This is a genomic window from Gordonia westfalica, from assembly GCF_900105725.1.
GTDB lineage: Bacteria > Actinomycetota > Actinomycetes > Mycobacteriales > Mycobacteriaceae > Gordonia > Gordonia westfalica.
The window spans coordinates 3,086,222-3,101,508 of sequence record NZ_FNLM01000034.1 but is presented as its reverse complement, the minus strand read 5'-3'; the positions used below and the strand labels follow the sequence as shown (position 1 = coordinate 3,101,508).

Genomic DNA, 15,287 nt, shown 5'->3' with positions numbered 1-15,287 from the left:
CTCGGGGGTTTGCCGTGGGCGGACTTGTCATCCGGCGCACTCCTCGCGGTAGTCGTCATGCTGGTGCTCCTCGGTCGGTTGGTGCCGAAAGCGCAGCTGGATCAGGCCTATAGCGACCGCGATCACTGGCGCACCGTGGCCGAGGAAGCCACCGCGCAGAACCGGCTGTTGCTGGATGCCGCCCGGCCCGCGGTGCGGATCGCCGAATCGGTACAGCAGCAAATCGCAGGGAGCGAGTGATGCGCTGGCCGTGGCAGCGCCGTCGGGAATCCGAGAGCTCCAGCGAGGCGCGCGCGGAGCTGGATCGGCTGCAGGCACAGCGTCCCGAGGTGGAGTGGCTGGCGAAAGAGGGCCGCCGCCAAACCGACCACAACCACTTCGGTGAGGGAATCGAGAAGGCGATGAGACGGAGGTATGCATGAAGCGGGCAGCGAAGAGCGCGGCCGGCACCTTGACGGCCGGTGCAGTGCTGCTGCCGGTCCTCGACCTGGTTGGTGTTGAGGCGAGGGTTGGCGCGAACGTGCTGATCGTGACGATCGCCGTGCTGTCCGGACTGTTCAGCCTCCTGTACGGATTCCGGTCGCGGTGGTCACGCACCCATGCGGGGCGGGCCGTGCTGTACCTGGCTGTAGCGCTGACCCTGTTCGCCGGTCAGGTCGGTATCTCGGCGTGGACGGGCTCGGCGTATCTGTGGCGCAACGAGATTCGATTCGTCCTGTACTTCGCGCTCGCGGTGACAGTGGCGAACTTGATCTGGACGCTCCTCATCGAGCAAGCGAAGGACAGACGATGAACCGCTATGTGGTGACAGTCCGCGGTATCGGTGAGCCGATGGGCCGGAACATGCTGACCCCGTTCGTGGATCGGCTCGGCGCCGGGTGGACGCACGTCGAGGTCGACTATCCGGCGGCGTACGGGTTCGTCAATGGCCAGCGCAACCCGCACGCCCCGGACTACGAGACGACGAAACGTTTTGGCCGCACGAATGTGCGGATCGAGTTGGCGATCATCGCAGCGGACCACCCGGACGCGGTCGTCGTGCTCGCCGGATACTCGGCCGGCGCCGACATCGTCGACGACCTCGCCGTGTCGGGCATCATGGCCGAGTTCCCACAGGTAAAGCGCGCTGTGGTGGTGGCGAACCCGTCGAACCCCGGCTCGAATGGGCTGGCCGACTACGGGATCGCCGCGCCGGAACGCGGCCGCCAGCACGTCGACTCGCGCGTCATTCCGGTCAACCACCCGGGCGATGTCATCTGCTGCTGCCCGCCGCGGTCCCCGCTGCGCGTCATCGCGACCCTCACACCGCGGATGCAGCTCGCTGACCGGTCCGTGTGGGTGCGGGACGTGCTGGCCAAGCTCGGGAACCCGACGGTCCGCGCGGAGATCGACGACAAGCTGGGTGCGTGGTGGGACCCGCGGAACTGGGGCCGCTACGACCGGGCCGCGAAAGACGCCCGCGGTTACCTCGGTGTCGGTGTCCGGTCGACGCACACGATCTACAACCGGCGGCCCCTCGGCGGGCTGTCGATGCTCGAGCACGCCGCCGACCGTGTGAAGAGGGAGGTCGCGCCGTGAGCGACGACGACGAGACCAGGCCGATGCCGTACGCGCTCGACGATCCGACCGTGCTGCGGCTCGGGAAGTTCCTGCGCAACACACCGCTGTCGAACAACGCATTCGCCCCCATCCCGGACCCTCTGTCGGAGTTGGTCGCCCAGGCGGTGTGCAACTACACCCGCGACCTCGTGTGGTCGGGCGAGGTCCGCGACTTCGTGCCGCTCGGGCACTGGGAAGCGACCCCCGACCTCGGCGACGTTCAGAGCGAAACCGTCGCGGGTGAGGTGACCCGCATGACCCACCGCGTCACCGGCATCTCCGTCCTCGGCGAAAACCCCGACCAGGCGTGGAAGCTGCTGCGAGAGAAAGTGAGACAGCACAATGGCTGACGACCCGATCGAACGCATCGGTGTAGAGCTCGAGATCTTCGCGATCCCGCAGCCCGCCGGCGCCCCGCCGATGACCGAAACGTATCTGCACGTCCGTCGCCGCCAGAACGGTGCCGCCGAACGGGCAGTGATGGGGTTGCCCGCGTACGAGGGTGCGCCAGGTCCGCCCGGGCCGCCCGGAGCGATCCACCGCGGCGAGCTCACCACCGACGAGCTCAACGCTCTCGCGCTGGTGCTCGGCGAGGACAACACCAACTGGGCGTGGCGCAACACCGACACCAACGACCAGTACGTGTGGTCCGGGGCGTCGTTCGTCGTCTACCACGGTGTGTACGGCACACCCGGTCCGGTGGGTCCGCCGCCCGCGCTCACTCCGGGGACGCTGACGATCGACGGGGATCCGGTGGCGGGCCCAGACTTCGGTGTGCGGGTGTCGGGGTCGGCCGGCTCGTACGCGGTGGGGATCGACCTGCCTGAGATGCCGAAGGGCGACCCCGGTCCGACTGGGCCGTCGGGGTCGGTCATCAACTCCGTCGACGTCGCCGCCGACTCCGACCCCACCGACGGCGACGTCCTCACCTTCCGCGAGGACGACGGCAAGCTGGTGTGGCAACCGGGCCAGTTCGTCACCGAGGAGTACGTCGTCGGCCCGGGCGGGTTCCCGAACGTCACGAAGTTGTCGACCGACACCCGCCACACCCTGTTCTCCGTCGCGATCCCGGCGAAGCCGTGGCCATACCGCTTCGACTTCGCCGGAGGCGTCGACGTGTCGTCGAAGTCGGGCACCCAGATCGACATGGAGCTGCGCACCGACAACGCCACGTCGGGACCGCTCGTCGGGTACGGCAAGGGCCAGGACGGTGAGGGCTACCGCGAGGTCGCGTTCCGCGCGCACTCCGACGTCGACCTCACCCCGGCATCGACCGAGGGCGTGATCCCCGCGAACACCGCGGTGACACTGTTCGCGTCGGCGGTGAAGGTCGCGGGCAACCTCAACTCGTGGCAGATCCGCAACACGAAGGCGCAGCTGCGGATTCGGCTGATGCGGGTCACGGTCTGATGACACCCCCACCGGAGGGGCGGGACCGCCATTACTGGCCCGCCGCCGAACCGCCTGATGACCGGATCGCGGCGACACAGGTGATCCCAACGCGGTCTGCTCCGAAGATCACGATGCCGCCACCGCAGTCCGAGGACCAGATGTCGCTGCGGGAGAGGGCGAACGCCATCTTCGGCGAGTTGGGCACCCGCTACGAACTCGAGAAGGTGCAGGAGGCGATCGCCAATCTGGAGGAGGTCGCACCCTCGTCGCCGGTCACTCCGGCGTATGTCGCCGACATCGACGACATGGTCACCTGTGGCCGTGCCGACCTGGTGCGGTGGGTGGCGGCAACGCACAACCACACCTCGGGCAGCTATGCGGCGAACTCCACCACCGGCAACGTGGCGGGCAGCTCGGGCAGCACGGTGGTGTCGCTGAATCCGGCGCCGGCCACCTACAAGCCGTCGACACCGACGAGCCTGTCGAACAGTCTCGCTCCGGTCGACTACACGCCGATCATCGTGGACCGCCGCGGCGTGGTGAAGAAGCTGCGCTGGCGGGTCGGGAACGACGCGAACGTCTTCTCGATCGAGGCGTACTACATGGCGCTCTGCGTGTACAACCCCGCGACCCTGTCCATCGAAAAGGTGTGGGACAGTGGCAACATCAAGGATGGGGTGGCGAACACCAACTCGCTGCGCGAGGTCGGCGTCGACCTCGCGATCGACCAGATCTGCACGCCCGGCCAGATCCTGTTCGTTGCCCACCAGCAGATCGCACCCGGTCTCGCGCAGGAGGCCCGCACCTATGCGTGTCGTCCGCAGACCGGCGATGTGGCCCGCCCGGGCCAGCTGCTCGACGCCTGGTACTTCCGCACACCCAACAACGTGGGCTCCATCCCGTCGACGGTGACCCTCGCGTCACTGAACCGCCGAAACGACTGCATCCCCTGGGCTGGCGTCACCGTCGACACCTCGACGCGCGGTGAGGCGGCGTGATCATGATCAACCCCAGCAACGTCGCTGACTTCCACGCCGCCGGCGAGGGCACCTACTGGTGGCACGACTCGGCCACCGACGCCTACCTCGTCACCGACACCTTCGACCCGCCGACCACCGACTCGGTTTACCTCATGCCCTGGGACGGACCGTGGTTCGCCCAGTGGGGCGAGAACTGGGCTGCGGCGGCCGATCAACTGAATTCCGTAATCGCTCGCCAAGAGGAGGAACCCACCGATGGCTGATGTCACGTACATGACCGTGACGGGGCTGTGGTCGCACATCGTCGACGACGGCATCGTCGACGGCGACCCCAACCCCGACACGGTGCACCCGACGGGGAAGGTGGTGTTCGCGCCGAAGCCGTCGAACACCGGGTTCGTCACCGCGGGTGCGGCGGGGGCGTCCGAGAGCGTCACCCTCGCCGAGGTTCCCGGGCTCGTCGCCGCGGGTGTGCTCACCGACCTGCAGGGCAACGAAGGCGTCCGGCTGGCCGCGACGATCGGCGGGAACCCCGTCCGGTGGGTCGCGCAGCCGACGCTCATGTGGGGCAAGAAGACCCTGCCGTCGAAATCCGTCACCTTCGACCCGCCCGCCGTCGGGACGACGCTGCACCTCAACGATCTGTTCGACGACATCGGCCCCCAGTCGCCGCTCGTCACCACCGAGGTGAAGGCGTACCGCGACGAGGCCGTCGCCGCCCGCGACGCCGCCCAGCAGATCCTCGACGACGTCGCCGAGGGTGTCGTTCCCGATGCGGGCGTCGCGGCACGAATCATCGATCCGGACTCGGAGACGCGAACGGCACTCGACACCACTTATGCCCCTCAGCTGGGCAAGACCTTCTACGTCGGGCAGCACGGTCTCGTGGGCGACTGGACCGGCGGTGACGCCAACACCGGCACCGGCACGAACGACACCGCCGCACTCAACGCGCTCATCGCCTCCGTGCCTGACGGATCGACGCTGATCTTCGATGCCGCCAAGACCTACCGCCTGGACCCGATCTCGATCACGGGGAAGTCGCTGACGCTGGACTTCAACGGTGCGAGCGTCGTCACCAAGACGATGTCGTCGGCCAATCTCGCGGTCGCCAATCCGTTCATCACGTGGACCTCGACGTTCGGCCCCGAGGTCGCGCTATCGTCGACCACCTTCGCTCGCGGCGCGGTTGAGGTCGTCACCAACCCATTCTCCGGCGCGAACAGCTTCACCACCGACGACCTGGTCATCCTGTCTGACAAGTATCCGGTCGCCAAGTGGGATACCGGCACCAACGTGTCGTGGGCGGGCTACGGCGAAGTCAACATTGTCCGATCCACCACTCCATCTTCGGGCCTGGTGCGACTGCGGGTCCCGCTCGCCCATACCTACCGCGTCAACGGCTCTGACGCACCGAAGCTGCGCAAGATCCTCAACCCGGTGCGCCCAGTCGTGCGGAACATCGGCCTGCTCATTGATACCAATCCCGGCGGGCTGTACACAGGCTCGATCGAGGATGGCGGCGCGCACATCTTCCACTTCAACGGCTGCATCGACCCGCTGGTGGAGAACGTCGTGGTGCGCGGATGGCAGAACCACATCTGTAGCTTCCGCGCCTGCCTGCGGCCCCGTGCTCGCCGCGTCGAGGGGCGAGACCCCTTCCAAACCGGATCGGGACACGGCTACATCGGTCGCATGATGCACTGTGTCGACGGCGAATTCGAAGACGACGTCTCCTACGGCACGCGACACCTCGCCAACTATGTGGCATCCGCCCGCTGCGGGTCACGCCGCTGCAAGGCGTACCGCCCCGCCGGCGTCAGCTTCCAGACCCACGGCCACGGCTCCCGAGACACCTACTCCATCGACGACACCGTGGTCGGCGGCGACAACTCGGGGTGGTCACATGGCAACCCGCAGTACGGCGCCGACTATGACTTCGATATCGTCCGCCCCACCTACTACGGCGAACAGAACGCGATCCTGTCCCGGTCGGGCAGCACGGGCACCCGCGTCGCGGCCCCGAAGATCCGTACCTCAGCCAAGGGCGTGGAGGTGTCAGCGCTGGCCACCGATGTCACGATTGACCTCAGCGGCGGCCTGGTTGAGATCTTCGGAACGAACCCGTCTTCGTATGCTGTCCACGCGGCCGACGTCGATAGTGGGGGAACCTCCAAGCCGGGATCGGTCCTCGTGATCGGGCCTGGCACACTGACCGGCAGCCGGGCCATTATCGCTCTCGATGTCACAGGCAATGCCGATGTGAGCGGTGTGCGCTACGGCGCGGGCCAGGCGAAGGTGTGGGACGGGGCAGGCTGGCGCACTACCGCCGCGCAGGCCGCGATCGGTTCGGCGACTGCCGACCTCGGTACGGTGCTCTCTGACGCCGGCCTCCGCACCGCTGGCGGTGCGTACCCGATTAGCACCAGCGGCCCTGCCGCGTTCAGCGGCGGCTTCCGGGTGGGCACCAGTGTCCGTACCGCCGCCGCCACCCTGACCGTCACCAACGGACCACACAACCTGTGCAACGCGACCGCGGGCGCCTTCACCCTGACCCTGCCGAACACGAGCACCGCGGGCTATCGCTTCCTGTTTAAGAAGATTGACGCCTCGGCCAATGCGGTCACGATCGCTGCGGGCGGTTCGATCGATGGTGCCACCTCAGTCGTCCTGGACGCGCAGTACGAGTGGGTTGAGGTGATGAGCAACGCCACGTCCGGCGTGTGGAGCATCGTCGGACGGGGCTGACTCAGGCGTCCTCGGGTTCCCTCCGTCGCTCCTCCTGGACCTGCGGCGGGGCCTGGCGCTTGCGACTCGGTAGCTCGAACAGCCATCCGACGGCGGTGAACTGGTCGCGCAGAAGCATGAACACGACGCTGGTGCCGATGCCGATCGCGAGCAGGACGGGGAACAGGACCCACGGGTTGGTCAGTCCATGGTTGCCGAGGACGGTGCCGGCGGATTTGATCGCGATCAGATGCACGACGTAGAGGATCAGCGAGTTCCTGCCTAGGTACTGAAGGGCGCTGCGGGCCTTCGACGCTGGGATGCGGGGCACCAAGCAGATCGCGAGAAACAGCCCGCACACCACGGGGACCACGTAGGCCGGTTCATACAGCACCTTCCAGTGGGCGATGTTGAAGCCCGAAGCGATTGCGCCGACCGCGAACACGGCGACGAGAATCAGTGGCCGATTGAAACGGGACAGCTTGTCGGCGTGCTCGGAATACACCTTGCCGAACATGAAGAACGCGAACAGAAACGCCATCTTCTCCAACCGGAAATCCTCAGTGAGGAACTGTGACGCGGCGAGCGCAATGAGTCCGGGAATCCAGAACGGGATCGGCTTGATGACGAAAGCGATGGTGTAGAAGATCAGCAGGAACCACAGATACCAGAGGTGTGTCTCGACGGGGTTGTAGACGGCGCGCCCGAGTGTGTATGCACTGATGTCGCCCTGGGCGGTGAGAGCGATTGCAGTCCACACCAGGTAGGGCCACAGAAGCTTGCGGCCCTTGCCCTCGAAGTACGTGGGCGCCGGCTTCGACAGCGACTTGTTCAGCAGCATGCCGCTGAGAAACATCAGCGTCGGCATTCGAAATGGCTGAAATGCGAGATTAAAGATCTCAATCACGCGGGGGTAGGAATCCGCGTAGTAGTTCAGCGCCAATCCGGCGTGGAGGACTACAACGAGCAGCATGGCAATTCCACGCAGAGTGTCCATCCATTCAAACCGCTGTGATTTCACTCAGTGGATATTGCCTTGAATTCCGTCGGGTAGCACATCGAGAGCGCGGTGATCGGGTTCGTTCATTCGTTCGGACTACATCACGACCCCGCCCATAACCAGAAGTGTTGGGCGGGGGGACGGACGCCGCTTACCTGGCGTCGAAGTCGAGCGGGATCGTCTCGTCATACTTCGGATGGATGCGGTCGAGGTTCTGCTTGAAAGTGTCCCAGTCGGGGCTCATCTTCATGATTGCGACAACTGATCCGAGGTGCTCTCGCAACTTCGGATAGCCGGTGTTCTGAGTGAGGTGCTGGAACAGCTTGTCCTTCGGCTTGCCCGTCTTCCCCTTACGCTGGACGCGCTTGAGCTCTTCGAGGACGCCAGGCGCCAGACGCTTATAGACGATGTCGTTGGTGAACAGTCCAAAGTACTGGGGGCGCGCGCCGAGCCCGTCCTTGGGCGGGTACTCGAGGTCGCGGAGCCGGAACATCTCCTTGTAGAAATCGTCCGGAAAGGTGCGAACCCACGGTTGCAGCTCCTTCTCGACGAAGGACTCAAGGATCTTGGCGAGTGCGTCTCGGGCGCGAATCTCTTGGTAACCGGTCGCTTCGTCAACGAGAGCAATGATGCCGGTCTGTGCGAGACCTCGGACGAGGATCTCTGCCTGTGCGGCGATGTGTTCTTGGTTCGCTGGAAGTATCCCGTCGTGCCGGGCTTTCAGGTACAGCTCGCAGACGACGGGGAGTAGTTCGGCCCGGAATCCCTTTGCTCGGCCACCGCGAGGGAGAGTGAATGTGATGGGTCGGCTAGCGGCGACGATGTCATCAGTGATGTACGGGCGGATGCTCTGTGTGCGCAAGAACGGCGGCAGGTTCTCGTCGGCGAGACCACTGCCACGTGGGTTACGACCGATTGAACGCATGAACGACGCCTGGGTGATGACACGGGTGCCGTCTTTGAGGACGTAGCACTCGATCTCGATGCCGCCGATAGTGAGTGGGGAGTCGGCGGACCCGCAGATGGCGGGAGGCGCTTCGACGGACCATCGGTCGGTCGCTGCCTTCTTTGCGATGGCTGATCGCTCTGCTGGGGTGAGTGCTTTCGCGCGGGCTCGTCCTCCGGCGGCTGCAGGGGGCGGCTCGACGCCGGTGCTTGCTGGTTTTTGCTTGCTAGTCATAGGCAGAAGGTACCACGAGCAAGCATAGGATCGGCGAATGCATGCCGCTTCGGCGATTTGGAGCGTTCGCGTCTCGCCTACGAACGATGCAGGTCGGAGTCCCCTCAGGGCTCCCAGGCATCCCCGAGCACCGCCGCCAGCCGGTCGGCGAGATCGGTCGCCTCGGCCCGCTGGTTGTAAATCACCTCGTCGCACTCAATGCCCAGCGCCAGTAGCTCGGGGTCCGGCGGCGCCCACCCTCCGTCGGAGCGGAGCTGTTGTGCAGCCTGGCGCCGGCGCATCAGGGCGCGCACAGCCTCGGCCGCGGCACGCAACACCTCGCGATCAGTCACCACATCATTGTCCCCGGCCGTAGATTCGTCCCATGGATGACGCGAAACGGGCCGAGAAGGACCGCAAGAAGGCGGAGGCGAAAGCCTCGCGCGAGGTGATGAGCTCGCTCAAGTTGCGCGAGCAGATGACATTGAAGATGGGGTTCGGCGGGCTCATCTCCAACGGTGTCAGCATCGGGTTCGGCCGCAACTCCGACCAGTGGTTCGCCCTCGCTGGATGCCACGCCACCATGCGGTACGGCGCGATCGAGAGCCACCAGAGCATCGGACGGATGGCCGCCGGCCACGCGGTGGCGGGGTGGAAAGGCGCCGCAGTCGGCGGCGTGATGGGAGAGACGGCCCAGAACATCCTCGTCGACATCACTTGGCCCAACGGCTACACCATCACCGGCATGGACACCGGCGAGGCTGACGCGATGAAATTCGTCGAGCTCGTCAATCGGCTCAGCCAGCGACCGAATTAAGCCGCCAGCCGGTCGATCGCTTCCCGTTTCCTGTCGTCGGAAGTGGCGACGTAAATCGCCGTCGTCTGCAACGAGGAATGGCGAAGAAGCTCCTGGGCGACACGCAGGTCGGCGCCGTTCGAAACGAGCTGGGTGCCGAAGTGGTGGCGCAAACAATGGGGCGTACCGGGGACCCGATGTCGAATCATGTGCAGGTGAATTCGTTCGGACACGGTACGGCCACCGAGGTGTTTCGCCCTCTGTGACGGGAACCAAAATCCGGTCTGCGGCATCTTCCGGGCGTGGTCGATCACCGGCTGGGCGGCGGGCAGCACGTACGACGCGCCGCCTTTGCCGGTGACCTCGATCGTGCGGGCCTCGACGTCGAGGTGGCGGGAGTGGAAGCGGGCGACTTCGTGCACGCGAAGTCCCTGCATCCCGGAGAGCAGCAGCATCGCGGTGGTGACGGGGTCGTCGGCGGCGCCGTCGAGGAGGCGTCGGTACTGATCGGGTGTGACGGGCCGCGGCTGCCGGCGCGGGCGCTTCGCCGCCTTGATGGGGGCGACGGGGTCGTCCTCGCGGAGCTTGACGGCGATGGCCCACTTGTAGAACGCGGTGAGGATCGAGTGGTAGACGGATCGGGTGACGGTGGCCAGGTCGTCACGTCCGAGCCATGCCGCGATTTGACCGGTGGTGGCGGCGAGAATGGGTGTCTCGATATCGCGTTCGAATCGGCGGAGAACGATTCGGCGGTCTTTCACGGTGCGGTTCGATTTGCCCTCGGCGTAGAGATGGGTGATCCAGTCCTCAATTACGTGGGATGTCATTTCAATATCGTTCGCCACGGGAACCACTTTCGCCTCATAAGTCACATAACGGTCTAACAACGCACGTTGCCCAAAACGCAATCATCTGCACTGATCGGAAACACAATCCGCCATCGGAAACCACTGGCACGGATGTACCAATCTGCAACGTCCCATTTCAGGGGACAGCGACGCCCTCTGTGGCGCGAGCGCACGCCACCCTGATCGCGTCCGCGAAGCCGCCGGCGTCGATCCTCGCGGCCTGCTCGGCGGTCAGCCTGCCCGACCATCCGTCGCCCATCGTGAGTTCGACCGACGACCCGTTGACCCAGACGGACAGGCCGATCTCGTCGTCGGACCACACCAGGCCGCTCACGCCGCGTCGGCCCTGTCGGTGTCGACCCTGTGCAAGGGGAGCGTGCTCACCGTCGCCCCTGGTTGGCTGCCGACCTTGTAAGCGAGCGGTCGTCAGTTCAATCCTGACAGGGGGCTCCACGAGGGCCTCGGGCCCGCGGGGGGAGCCAGATGACGCACGGTCGCAGCGGACCCGGAGGTCGCTGGTCCTCGACGCGGACCGGGGCTTCGCTCGTATCCGGACCCATGCCGGACAGGCCCGGAGCCGAACTCCTCCGCCATGGTCGGCCGTCTCCACGGCACCGCCGCCCCACGCGGTGGTGGCTGGTGGGTCTCGCCGCGGCGGTGGCACTCCTGGCCGCCGAGGTCCTGGTGTTCGCGCTGCGCTCGGAGGAGCCGGAGGAAGAGCCCCCGATCGACGATGCGGCCGTCGTCGAGTACGCGCGACTGATGGTCGTCGATCTGCTGACCTATTCGCCCACGGACACGAGTCGCGTCGAATCGGCGCTGGATCGGTTGTGCGACGACTCGCCCGATGCCGGTTCCGCCGATGGCCTCGTCGCCCAGTTGCGGAACTCGGAAGCGGGTTCCGAGGTCAAGGAGTCCTCGATCGGTCAGATCGTCGGGCGTACCCCGGCCGGCGACCTGGTGGTGTCGTTCCGGGTCATCACCTGGGTCGGCACGTTCGGTCGTCCGGCAGAGAAGACGAACCACGACCTGGTGACGGTGCGGCCGGAACCGGCGATGTGCGTGTACCGGCTCGAACTCGCCGGGTGACCCGGCGAGTTCGAGTCAGGTGACCCGGCGAGCGCCCGTCACCAGATGACGGCGAGACCGGCCGCGAGCAGCGACAACGCGCCGACGGACCAGAACAGCGCACGCGGCACCGGTTCGCCGGTGCGCTTCTGTCGCGCGCTGCCGATCCCGAGGATCGCGCCGAGGGCGACGAGGATGACCAGCTTGATGCCGATCTTCGGGTAGTTCAGGTCGATGCCGGCCGGCCACGGCGCGGCGAGCGCGAGTCCGGTGATGAACGACAGCAGCACGCCGTAGTCCATGACGCGGGTGAAGCGGAACTCGCGGGTGACGGTCTGCGAGACCCACGTTCCGAAGGTCACGGCGAAGCCGACGATGTGTAGCAGGATTACGACGTTGCGTAGTACTTCCATGCATCGCACTCTACCCATCCTTGGCCACACGTTCCTGCCACCCGGACACGGCTTCTCGGTGCACGATGGACGGATGCAGCATGACGAACCGGGTACCTCCGCCGTTGCCGAGACGACCTCGACGGTCCCCGCCGCGGATCCGCTCGCGCACACCGCGCTCGGCACGTACCGAGGGGTGGCCACCGACCGTGCCGACGTCTGGCGCGGTATCCGATACGCCGAACCGCCGGTGGGCGACCTGAGATGGCGTCGGGCGCAACCGCTCCCGCCGGCCGGCGACACCGGGTCCGTCATCGACGCCCATACCTTCGGCGCGGTGTGCCCGCAGGAACTCAACCCCGCGGTCCGGCTCGGCCCGGACGTCGTGATGGACGAGGACTGCCTCTACCTCAACGTGTGGACCCCGCCGGGGGCGTCGGAACATGCGCACGACGCCGTCGCACTGCCGGTCATGGTCTGGCTGCACGGCGGGGCGTACGTGCTGGGGTCCGGCAGTCAGCCGTACTACGACGGAGCGGCACTCGCCTCCGAGGGTGACGTCGTCATCGTCACCCTGAACTACCGGCTCGGGGTGCTCGGTTTCGCCGACCTGTCGTCGATCGACCCCCGCTTCGAGTCGAACGTGGGACTCAGCGACGTGCTCACGGCGCTCGAGTGGGTGCGTGACCACATCGCGGCATTCGGGGGCGCGCCGGACAAGGTGACCGTGTTCGGCGAGTCGGCGGGCGCCGGACTGGTGACCGCGCTGCTGACGATGCCCGCGGCGGAGGGTCTGTTCGGCCGGGCGATCGCGCAGAGCTCGCCGGTCACGTCGATGTACGGCGCCGACCGGGCCGCGCGTGTCGCGCAACTCCTGCTCGAAACCGCCGGCATCGATGGCTCCGGCGACTCGGCCGACATCGTGAGCAGTCTCGAATCGATCGACGCCACAAGGTGTTCGACGCTCACCACGGAGCTGTTCGCGAAGGTGCCGACCGACTCGCCCGGCACGATCGCCTTCGCGCCGGTCGTCGACGGCGACCTGCTGCCCGAACATCCCCTCGACGTCTACCGGAATGGCCGGGCCCTGCCCGTCCCGCTGATCATCGGCACCAACCGCGACGAGGCGAACCTCTTCAAGTACATGAAATCTCCGCTCATGCCGATCACCACGGAGGAGATCGAGCGGATGTTCGCCGGCATGCAGGCGGAATATCCCGATGTGGTGTTACCCGAACGCGCGCAAGTGCTTTCGGCCTACTCGGGACTGCGGCCCAAGGTCACCGGGCTCGGGTGGCCCGCGACGTCGCGTTTCGCATGCCGACGCTGTGGCTCGCCGACGCCCACGCGCGGCGGGCCCCGGTCTACGTGTATCGCTACGACTGGACCACCCGGATGTTCCGGCTCCTCGGCCTCGGTGCCGCGCACGCCACCGAAGTGCCCTATGTCTGGGGCAATCTGGGGGCGGGACCGCGCGACATCACGTTCCTGCTCGGCGGACGCAAGCACGGGGAGGCCGTGTCGCAGAGGCTGATCCGTCGTTGGACGTCGTTCGCGCATGGTCGAGCGCCCGACGCCGGCGCGCTCGGCGACGCCTGGCCCACCTACGACACCGGTCGTCGGCCGGTGTTGCGGATCGACGCCGAGGACCGGGTGGTCCAGAACCTCGACGGCGACCTCTGGGAGGCGTGGGGCGACGAGGTGCTCGGCTTCCGCTGAGTCTCAGTCGCAGTCACCCTGGAGATAGGCGTGCGGCAGGTAGGTGGCCCGCTGCGCCTCGGTCAGCGGGGTCGTGTTCTCGCAGACCCATTCTCGGGCGTCGGGAACCGCCAGTGTGTGCACGTAGACGTTTCCGGTGGTGTCCCCGCCGGCGATGATCTCGTCGTCCGCGGGGAGACTCACCGGGACCTGCCAGGTCGTGGTGGTGTCGGTCGAGTTGAGCAGCGTCCCCACCGGTTGCCGATCGCTCAGCGTGCCGTCGTCGGCGAGCGCGAAACTGACCAGCTCATGGGTGGAGGTGCCCACCGCCACGCGGTTGGGCGAGGTGGACAGCGTGTTGGCGAACATGTCCTCGTGCCGGTCGATCAGTTCGGCATCGCCCGCGGTGTCCGTGGCCGGCAGTCGCCAGGTGGACAGGTCGCGCGACGCCACGACGAGGACCTCGCCGTCGTCGTCGAAGGCCGCCTGCGTGACGGGTGCGTCGTCGGAGATCACCGTCACCGGCTCGGTGTTCGGGGAGGTCAGGTCGTAGACGTAGACACGTTTGTCGTCCGAGGTGGCCGCGAGGCGGGTGCCGTCGGGGCTGAAGGCGACGCTGCGGATGAGATCCTCCGGACCTCGCAGAGGAGCGCCGATCCGCCTGGGCGACGTCGGGTCGCTGGTGTCCCAGAGGGCGATCGTGGTGTCGGTGTCGCCGGTCGCGAGGACGTCGCCGGTGGGCGCGAAACCGACCGGGAACGAGTAGCGCGTCGTGAGGGGCAACCGGGCCGCCGACCGCGGGGCGTCGGGGTTGCCGATGTCCCACAGCTCGACCAGGCCGCCGTTGTTGTTGGCCGTCGCCGCCAGGGTTCCGCGTTCGTTCACCGAGACGCGTGGATGGTCGTTGACGCGTCGTTGGATGGGTGTGCGCGATCGCAGCGTCATCTCCTCGTCGCCGAGGGTCCACACGTTGAGGGTGGTGTCCGAGCCGACGGTGGCGAGGATGCGCTGCGCTGGGTCGGTGGCCACTCCGCTGATCGTGCCGCCGCGGTCGGGGACCGAGCGGTCGGGCAGCGACCAGACGTCGATCGTGCCGTCGGAACGCCCGGACACCAGGTGGTCGCCGGTCGGGTCGAAGGCGGCCGAGAAGGTTCGGCCGGAGCCTTGCTCGGACGCGGTCTGCAGAGCCCACTGGGCGGTGGGCGAATTCCGGTTCGTCGTGTTCCACACCCGGACCATGCCGTCGGCGCGTGCCGAGGCGACCTGCGAACCCGTCGGGTCGAAGGCGATCGACCAGGAACCGGCGGTGGCGGTCGGGAGTGCCGTGCTGAGCGGCCGGGGGGACAGCGGCTCGGTCACGTCCCAGAGTTGGGCGTTCGGGCTGTCGCCGGTGACGGCCAGCGAGCGGCTGTCCGGGCTGAAGGCGACGGCGTGCGTGATGCTGGGGAACCCGGCGATGGGTTCGCCGACCGGCGACGGCTGCTCGCCGGTCGTCCACAGGCGCACGAGACGGTCGTCCCCGCCGCTGGCCAGAAGACGCCCGTCCGGGCTGAAGGACAGTGTCCGCGCAGCGGCGCCGTGACCGTCGAGTACCGCGGTCTCGCGCAGTGTCCCGGTCGGCGACACCG

At 66.9% G+C, this 15,287-nt stretch carries 18 protein-coding genes and 2 pseudogenes; 12 read left to right on the top strand and 8 right to left on the bottom strand.

Annotated elements, in window-relative coordinates; genetic code table 11:
* Positions 1-57 precede the first annotated feature (57 nt).
* Genes BLU62_RS19500 through BLU62_RS19460 form a run of 9 tightly spaced genes read left to right on the top strand, consistent with a single transcriptional unit; the run spans position 58 to position 6,719 of the window.
* Positions 58-240, top strand: a complete 183-nt coding sequence (locus BLU62_RS19500; protein ID WP_139180049.1) for a hypothetical protein — start codon at positions 58-60, stop codon at positions 238-240.
* A complete protein-coding gene (locus BLU62_RS19495) occupies positions 240-422 on the top strand; it encodes a DUF7620 family protein (protein ID WP_074851507.1) in 183 nt (60 codons plus the stop codon). Before BLU62_RS19500 ends, BLU62_RS19495 begins: the two co-directional genes overlap by 1 nt.
* Positions 419-793 (top strand): putative phage holin, encoded by a 375-nt coding sequence (locus BLU62_RS19490; RefSeq protein ID WP_074851505.1) that lies wholly within the window; start codon positions 419-421, stop codon positions 791-793. The genes BLU62_RS19495 and BLU62_RS19490 overlap by 4 nt, the downstream gene beginning before the upstream one ends.
* Positions 790-1,578, top strand: coding sequence for a cutinase family protein (locus tag BLU62_RS19485; RefSeq protein WP_074851503.1), 789 nt, complete (start codon positions 790-792; stop codon positions 1,576-1,578). Before BLU62_RS19490 ends, BLU62_RS19485 begins: the two co-directional genes overlap by 4 nt.
* Positions 1,575-1,949: a hypothetical protein gene (locus BLU62_RS19480; RefSeq protein WP_074851501.1), complete on the top strand. Its 375-nt coding sequence runs from the start codon at positions 1,575-1,577 to the stop codon at positions 1,947-1,949. Before BLU62_RS19485 ends, BLU62_RS19480 begins: the two co-directional genes overlap by 4 nt.
* Positions 1,942-3,009 (top strand): hypothetical protein, encoded by a 1,068-nt coding sequence (locus BLU62_RS19475; protein WP_074851499.1) that lies wholly within the window; start codon positions 1,942-1,944, stop codon positions 3,007-3,009. Before BLU62_RS19480 ends, BLU62_RS19475 begins: the two co-directional genes overlap by 8 nt.
* Positions 3,009-3,989, top strand: coding sequence for a hypothetical protein (locus BLU62_RS19470; protein ID WP_074851497.1), 981 nt, complete (start codon positions 3,009-3,011; stop codon positions 3,987-3,989). Before BLU62_RS19475 ends, BLU62_RS19470 begins: the two co-directional genes overlap by 1 nt.
* A gap of 2 nt (positions 3,990-3,991) precedes the next feature.
* Complete coding sequence (locus BLU62_RS19465) at positions 3,992-4,234, top strand: hypothetical protein (protein ID WP_139180047.1); 243 nt, start codon at positions 3,992-3,994, stop codon at positions 4,232-4,234.
* Positions 4,227-6,719, top strand: a complete 2,493-nt coding sequence (locus BLU62_RS19460; protein ID WP_074851493.1) for a hypothetical protein — start codon at positions 4,227-4,229, stop codon at positions 6,717-6,719. The genes BLU62_RS19465 and BLU62_RS19460 overlap by 8 nt, the downstream gene beginning before the upstream one ends.
* Position 6,720: 1 nt before the next feature.
* On the opposite strand, the gene BLU62_RS19455 is transcribed toward BLU62_RS19460, so the two are convergent.
* The 3 genes from BLU62_RS19455 to BLU62_RS19445 all read right to left on the bottom strand — a co-directional run bounded on the left by BLU62_RS19455 (position 6,721) and on the right by BLU62_RS19445 (position 9,210).
* Positions 6,721-7,671: an acyltransferase family protein gene (locus tag BLU62_RS19455; RefSeq protein WP_244278261.1), complete on the bottom strand. Its 951-nt coding sequence runs from the start codon at positions 7,669-7,671 to the stop codon at positions 6,721-6,723.
* A gap of 178 nt (positions 7,672-7,849) precedes the next feature.
* The gene (locus BLU62_RS19450) at positions 7,850-8,878 is read right to left on the bottom strand and encodes a P63C domain-containing protein (RefSeq protein ID WP_074851489.1); all 1,029 of its coding nucleotides are present in this window, start codon (positions 8,876-8,878) and stop codon (positions 7,850-7,852) included.
* Between the two features lie 104 nt (positions 8,879-8,982).
* Complete coding sequence (locus tag BLU62_RS19445; protein ID WP_139180046.1) at positions 8,983-9,210, bottom strand: hypothetical protein; 228 nt, start codon at positions 9,208-9,210, stop codon at positions 8,983-8,985.
* A 32-nt stretch (positions 9,211-9,242) separates the two neighbouring features.
* Here BLU62_RS19445 and BLU62_RS19440 point away from each other — a divergent pair, with 32 nt between their 5' ends.
* A complete protein-coding gene (locus BLU62_RS19440) occupies positions 9,243-9,674 on the top strand; it encodes a hypothetical protein (protein WP_074851485.1) in 432 nt (143 codons plus the stop codon).
* Here the strand turns inward: BLU62_RS19440 and BLU62_RS19435 are convergent.
* Both BLU62_RS19435 and BLU62_RS19430 read right to left on the bottom strand, forming a co-directional pair.
* Positions 9,671-10,480, bottom strand: coding sequence for a tyrosine-type recombinase/integrase (locus BLU62_RS19435; RefSeq protein ID WP_074851483.1), 810 nt, complete (start codon positions 10,478-10,480; stop codon positions 9,671-9,673). The genes BLU62_RS19440 and BLU62_RS19435 overlap by 4 nt on opposite strands.
* Positions 10,481-10,637: 157 nt before the next feature.
* Entirely contained in the window at positions 10,638-10,835 is a 198-nt protein-coding gene (locus BLU62_RS19430) for a hypothetical protein (RefSeq protein ID WP_074851481.1), read from the bottom strand.
* 224 nt (positions 10,836-11,059) lie between these two features.
* Between BLU62_RS19430 and BLU62_RS19425 the strand changes: the two genes are divergently transcribed.
* Positions 11,060-11,590 (top strand): hypothetical protein, encoded by a 531-nt coding sequence (locus tag BLU62_RS19425; protein ID WP_244278259.1) that lies wholly within the window; start codon positions 11,060-11,062, stop codon positions 11,588-11,590.
* Between the two features lie 38 nt (positions 11,591-11,628).
* Here the strand turns inward: BLU62_RS19425 and BLU62_RS19420 are convergent, their stop codons facing one another.
* Positions 11,629-11,982, bottom strand: coding sequence for a Fe-S protein (locus BLU62_RS19420; RefSeq protein WP_074851477.1), 354 nt, complete (start codon positions 11,980-11,982; stop codon positions 11,629-11,631).
* 73 nt (positions 11,983-12,055) lie between these two features.
* Between BLU62_RS19420 and BLU62_RS19415 the strand changes: the two are divergent.
* Positions 12,056-13,680, top strand: a pseudogene (locus BLU62_RS19415) (carboxylesterase/lipase family protein).
* Between the two features lie 3 nt (positions 13,681-13,683).
* On the opposite strand, the gene BLU62_RS35125 reads toward BLU62_RS19415, so the two are convergent.
* Positions 13,684-15,018: a WD40 repeat domain-containing protein gene (locus BLU62_RS35125; RefSeq protein WP_244278375.1), complete on the bottom strand. Its 1,335-nt coding sequence runs from the start codon at positions 15,016-15,018 to the stop codon at positions 13,684-13,686.
* 183 nt (positions 15,019-15,201) lie between these two features.
* Positions 15,202-15,285: pseudogene (locus BLU62_RS35120) on the bottom strand (hypothetical protein); the annotation flags it as partial.
* Positions 15,286-15,287 lie beyond the last annotated feature (2 nt).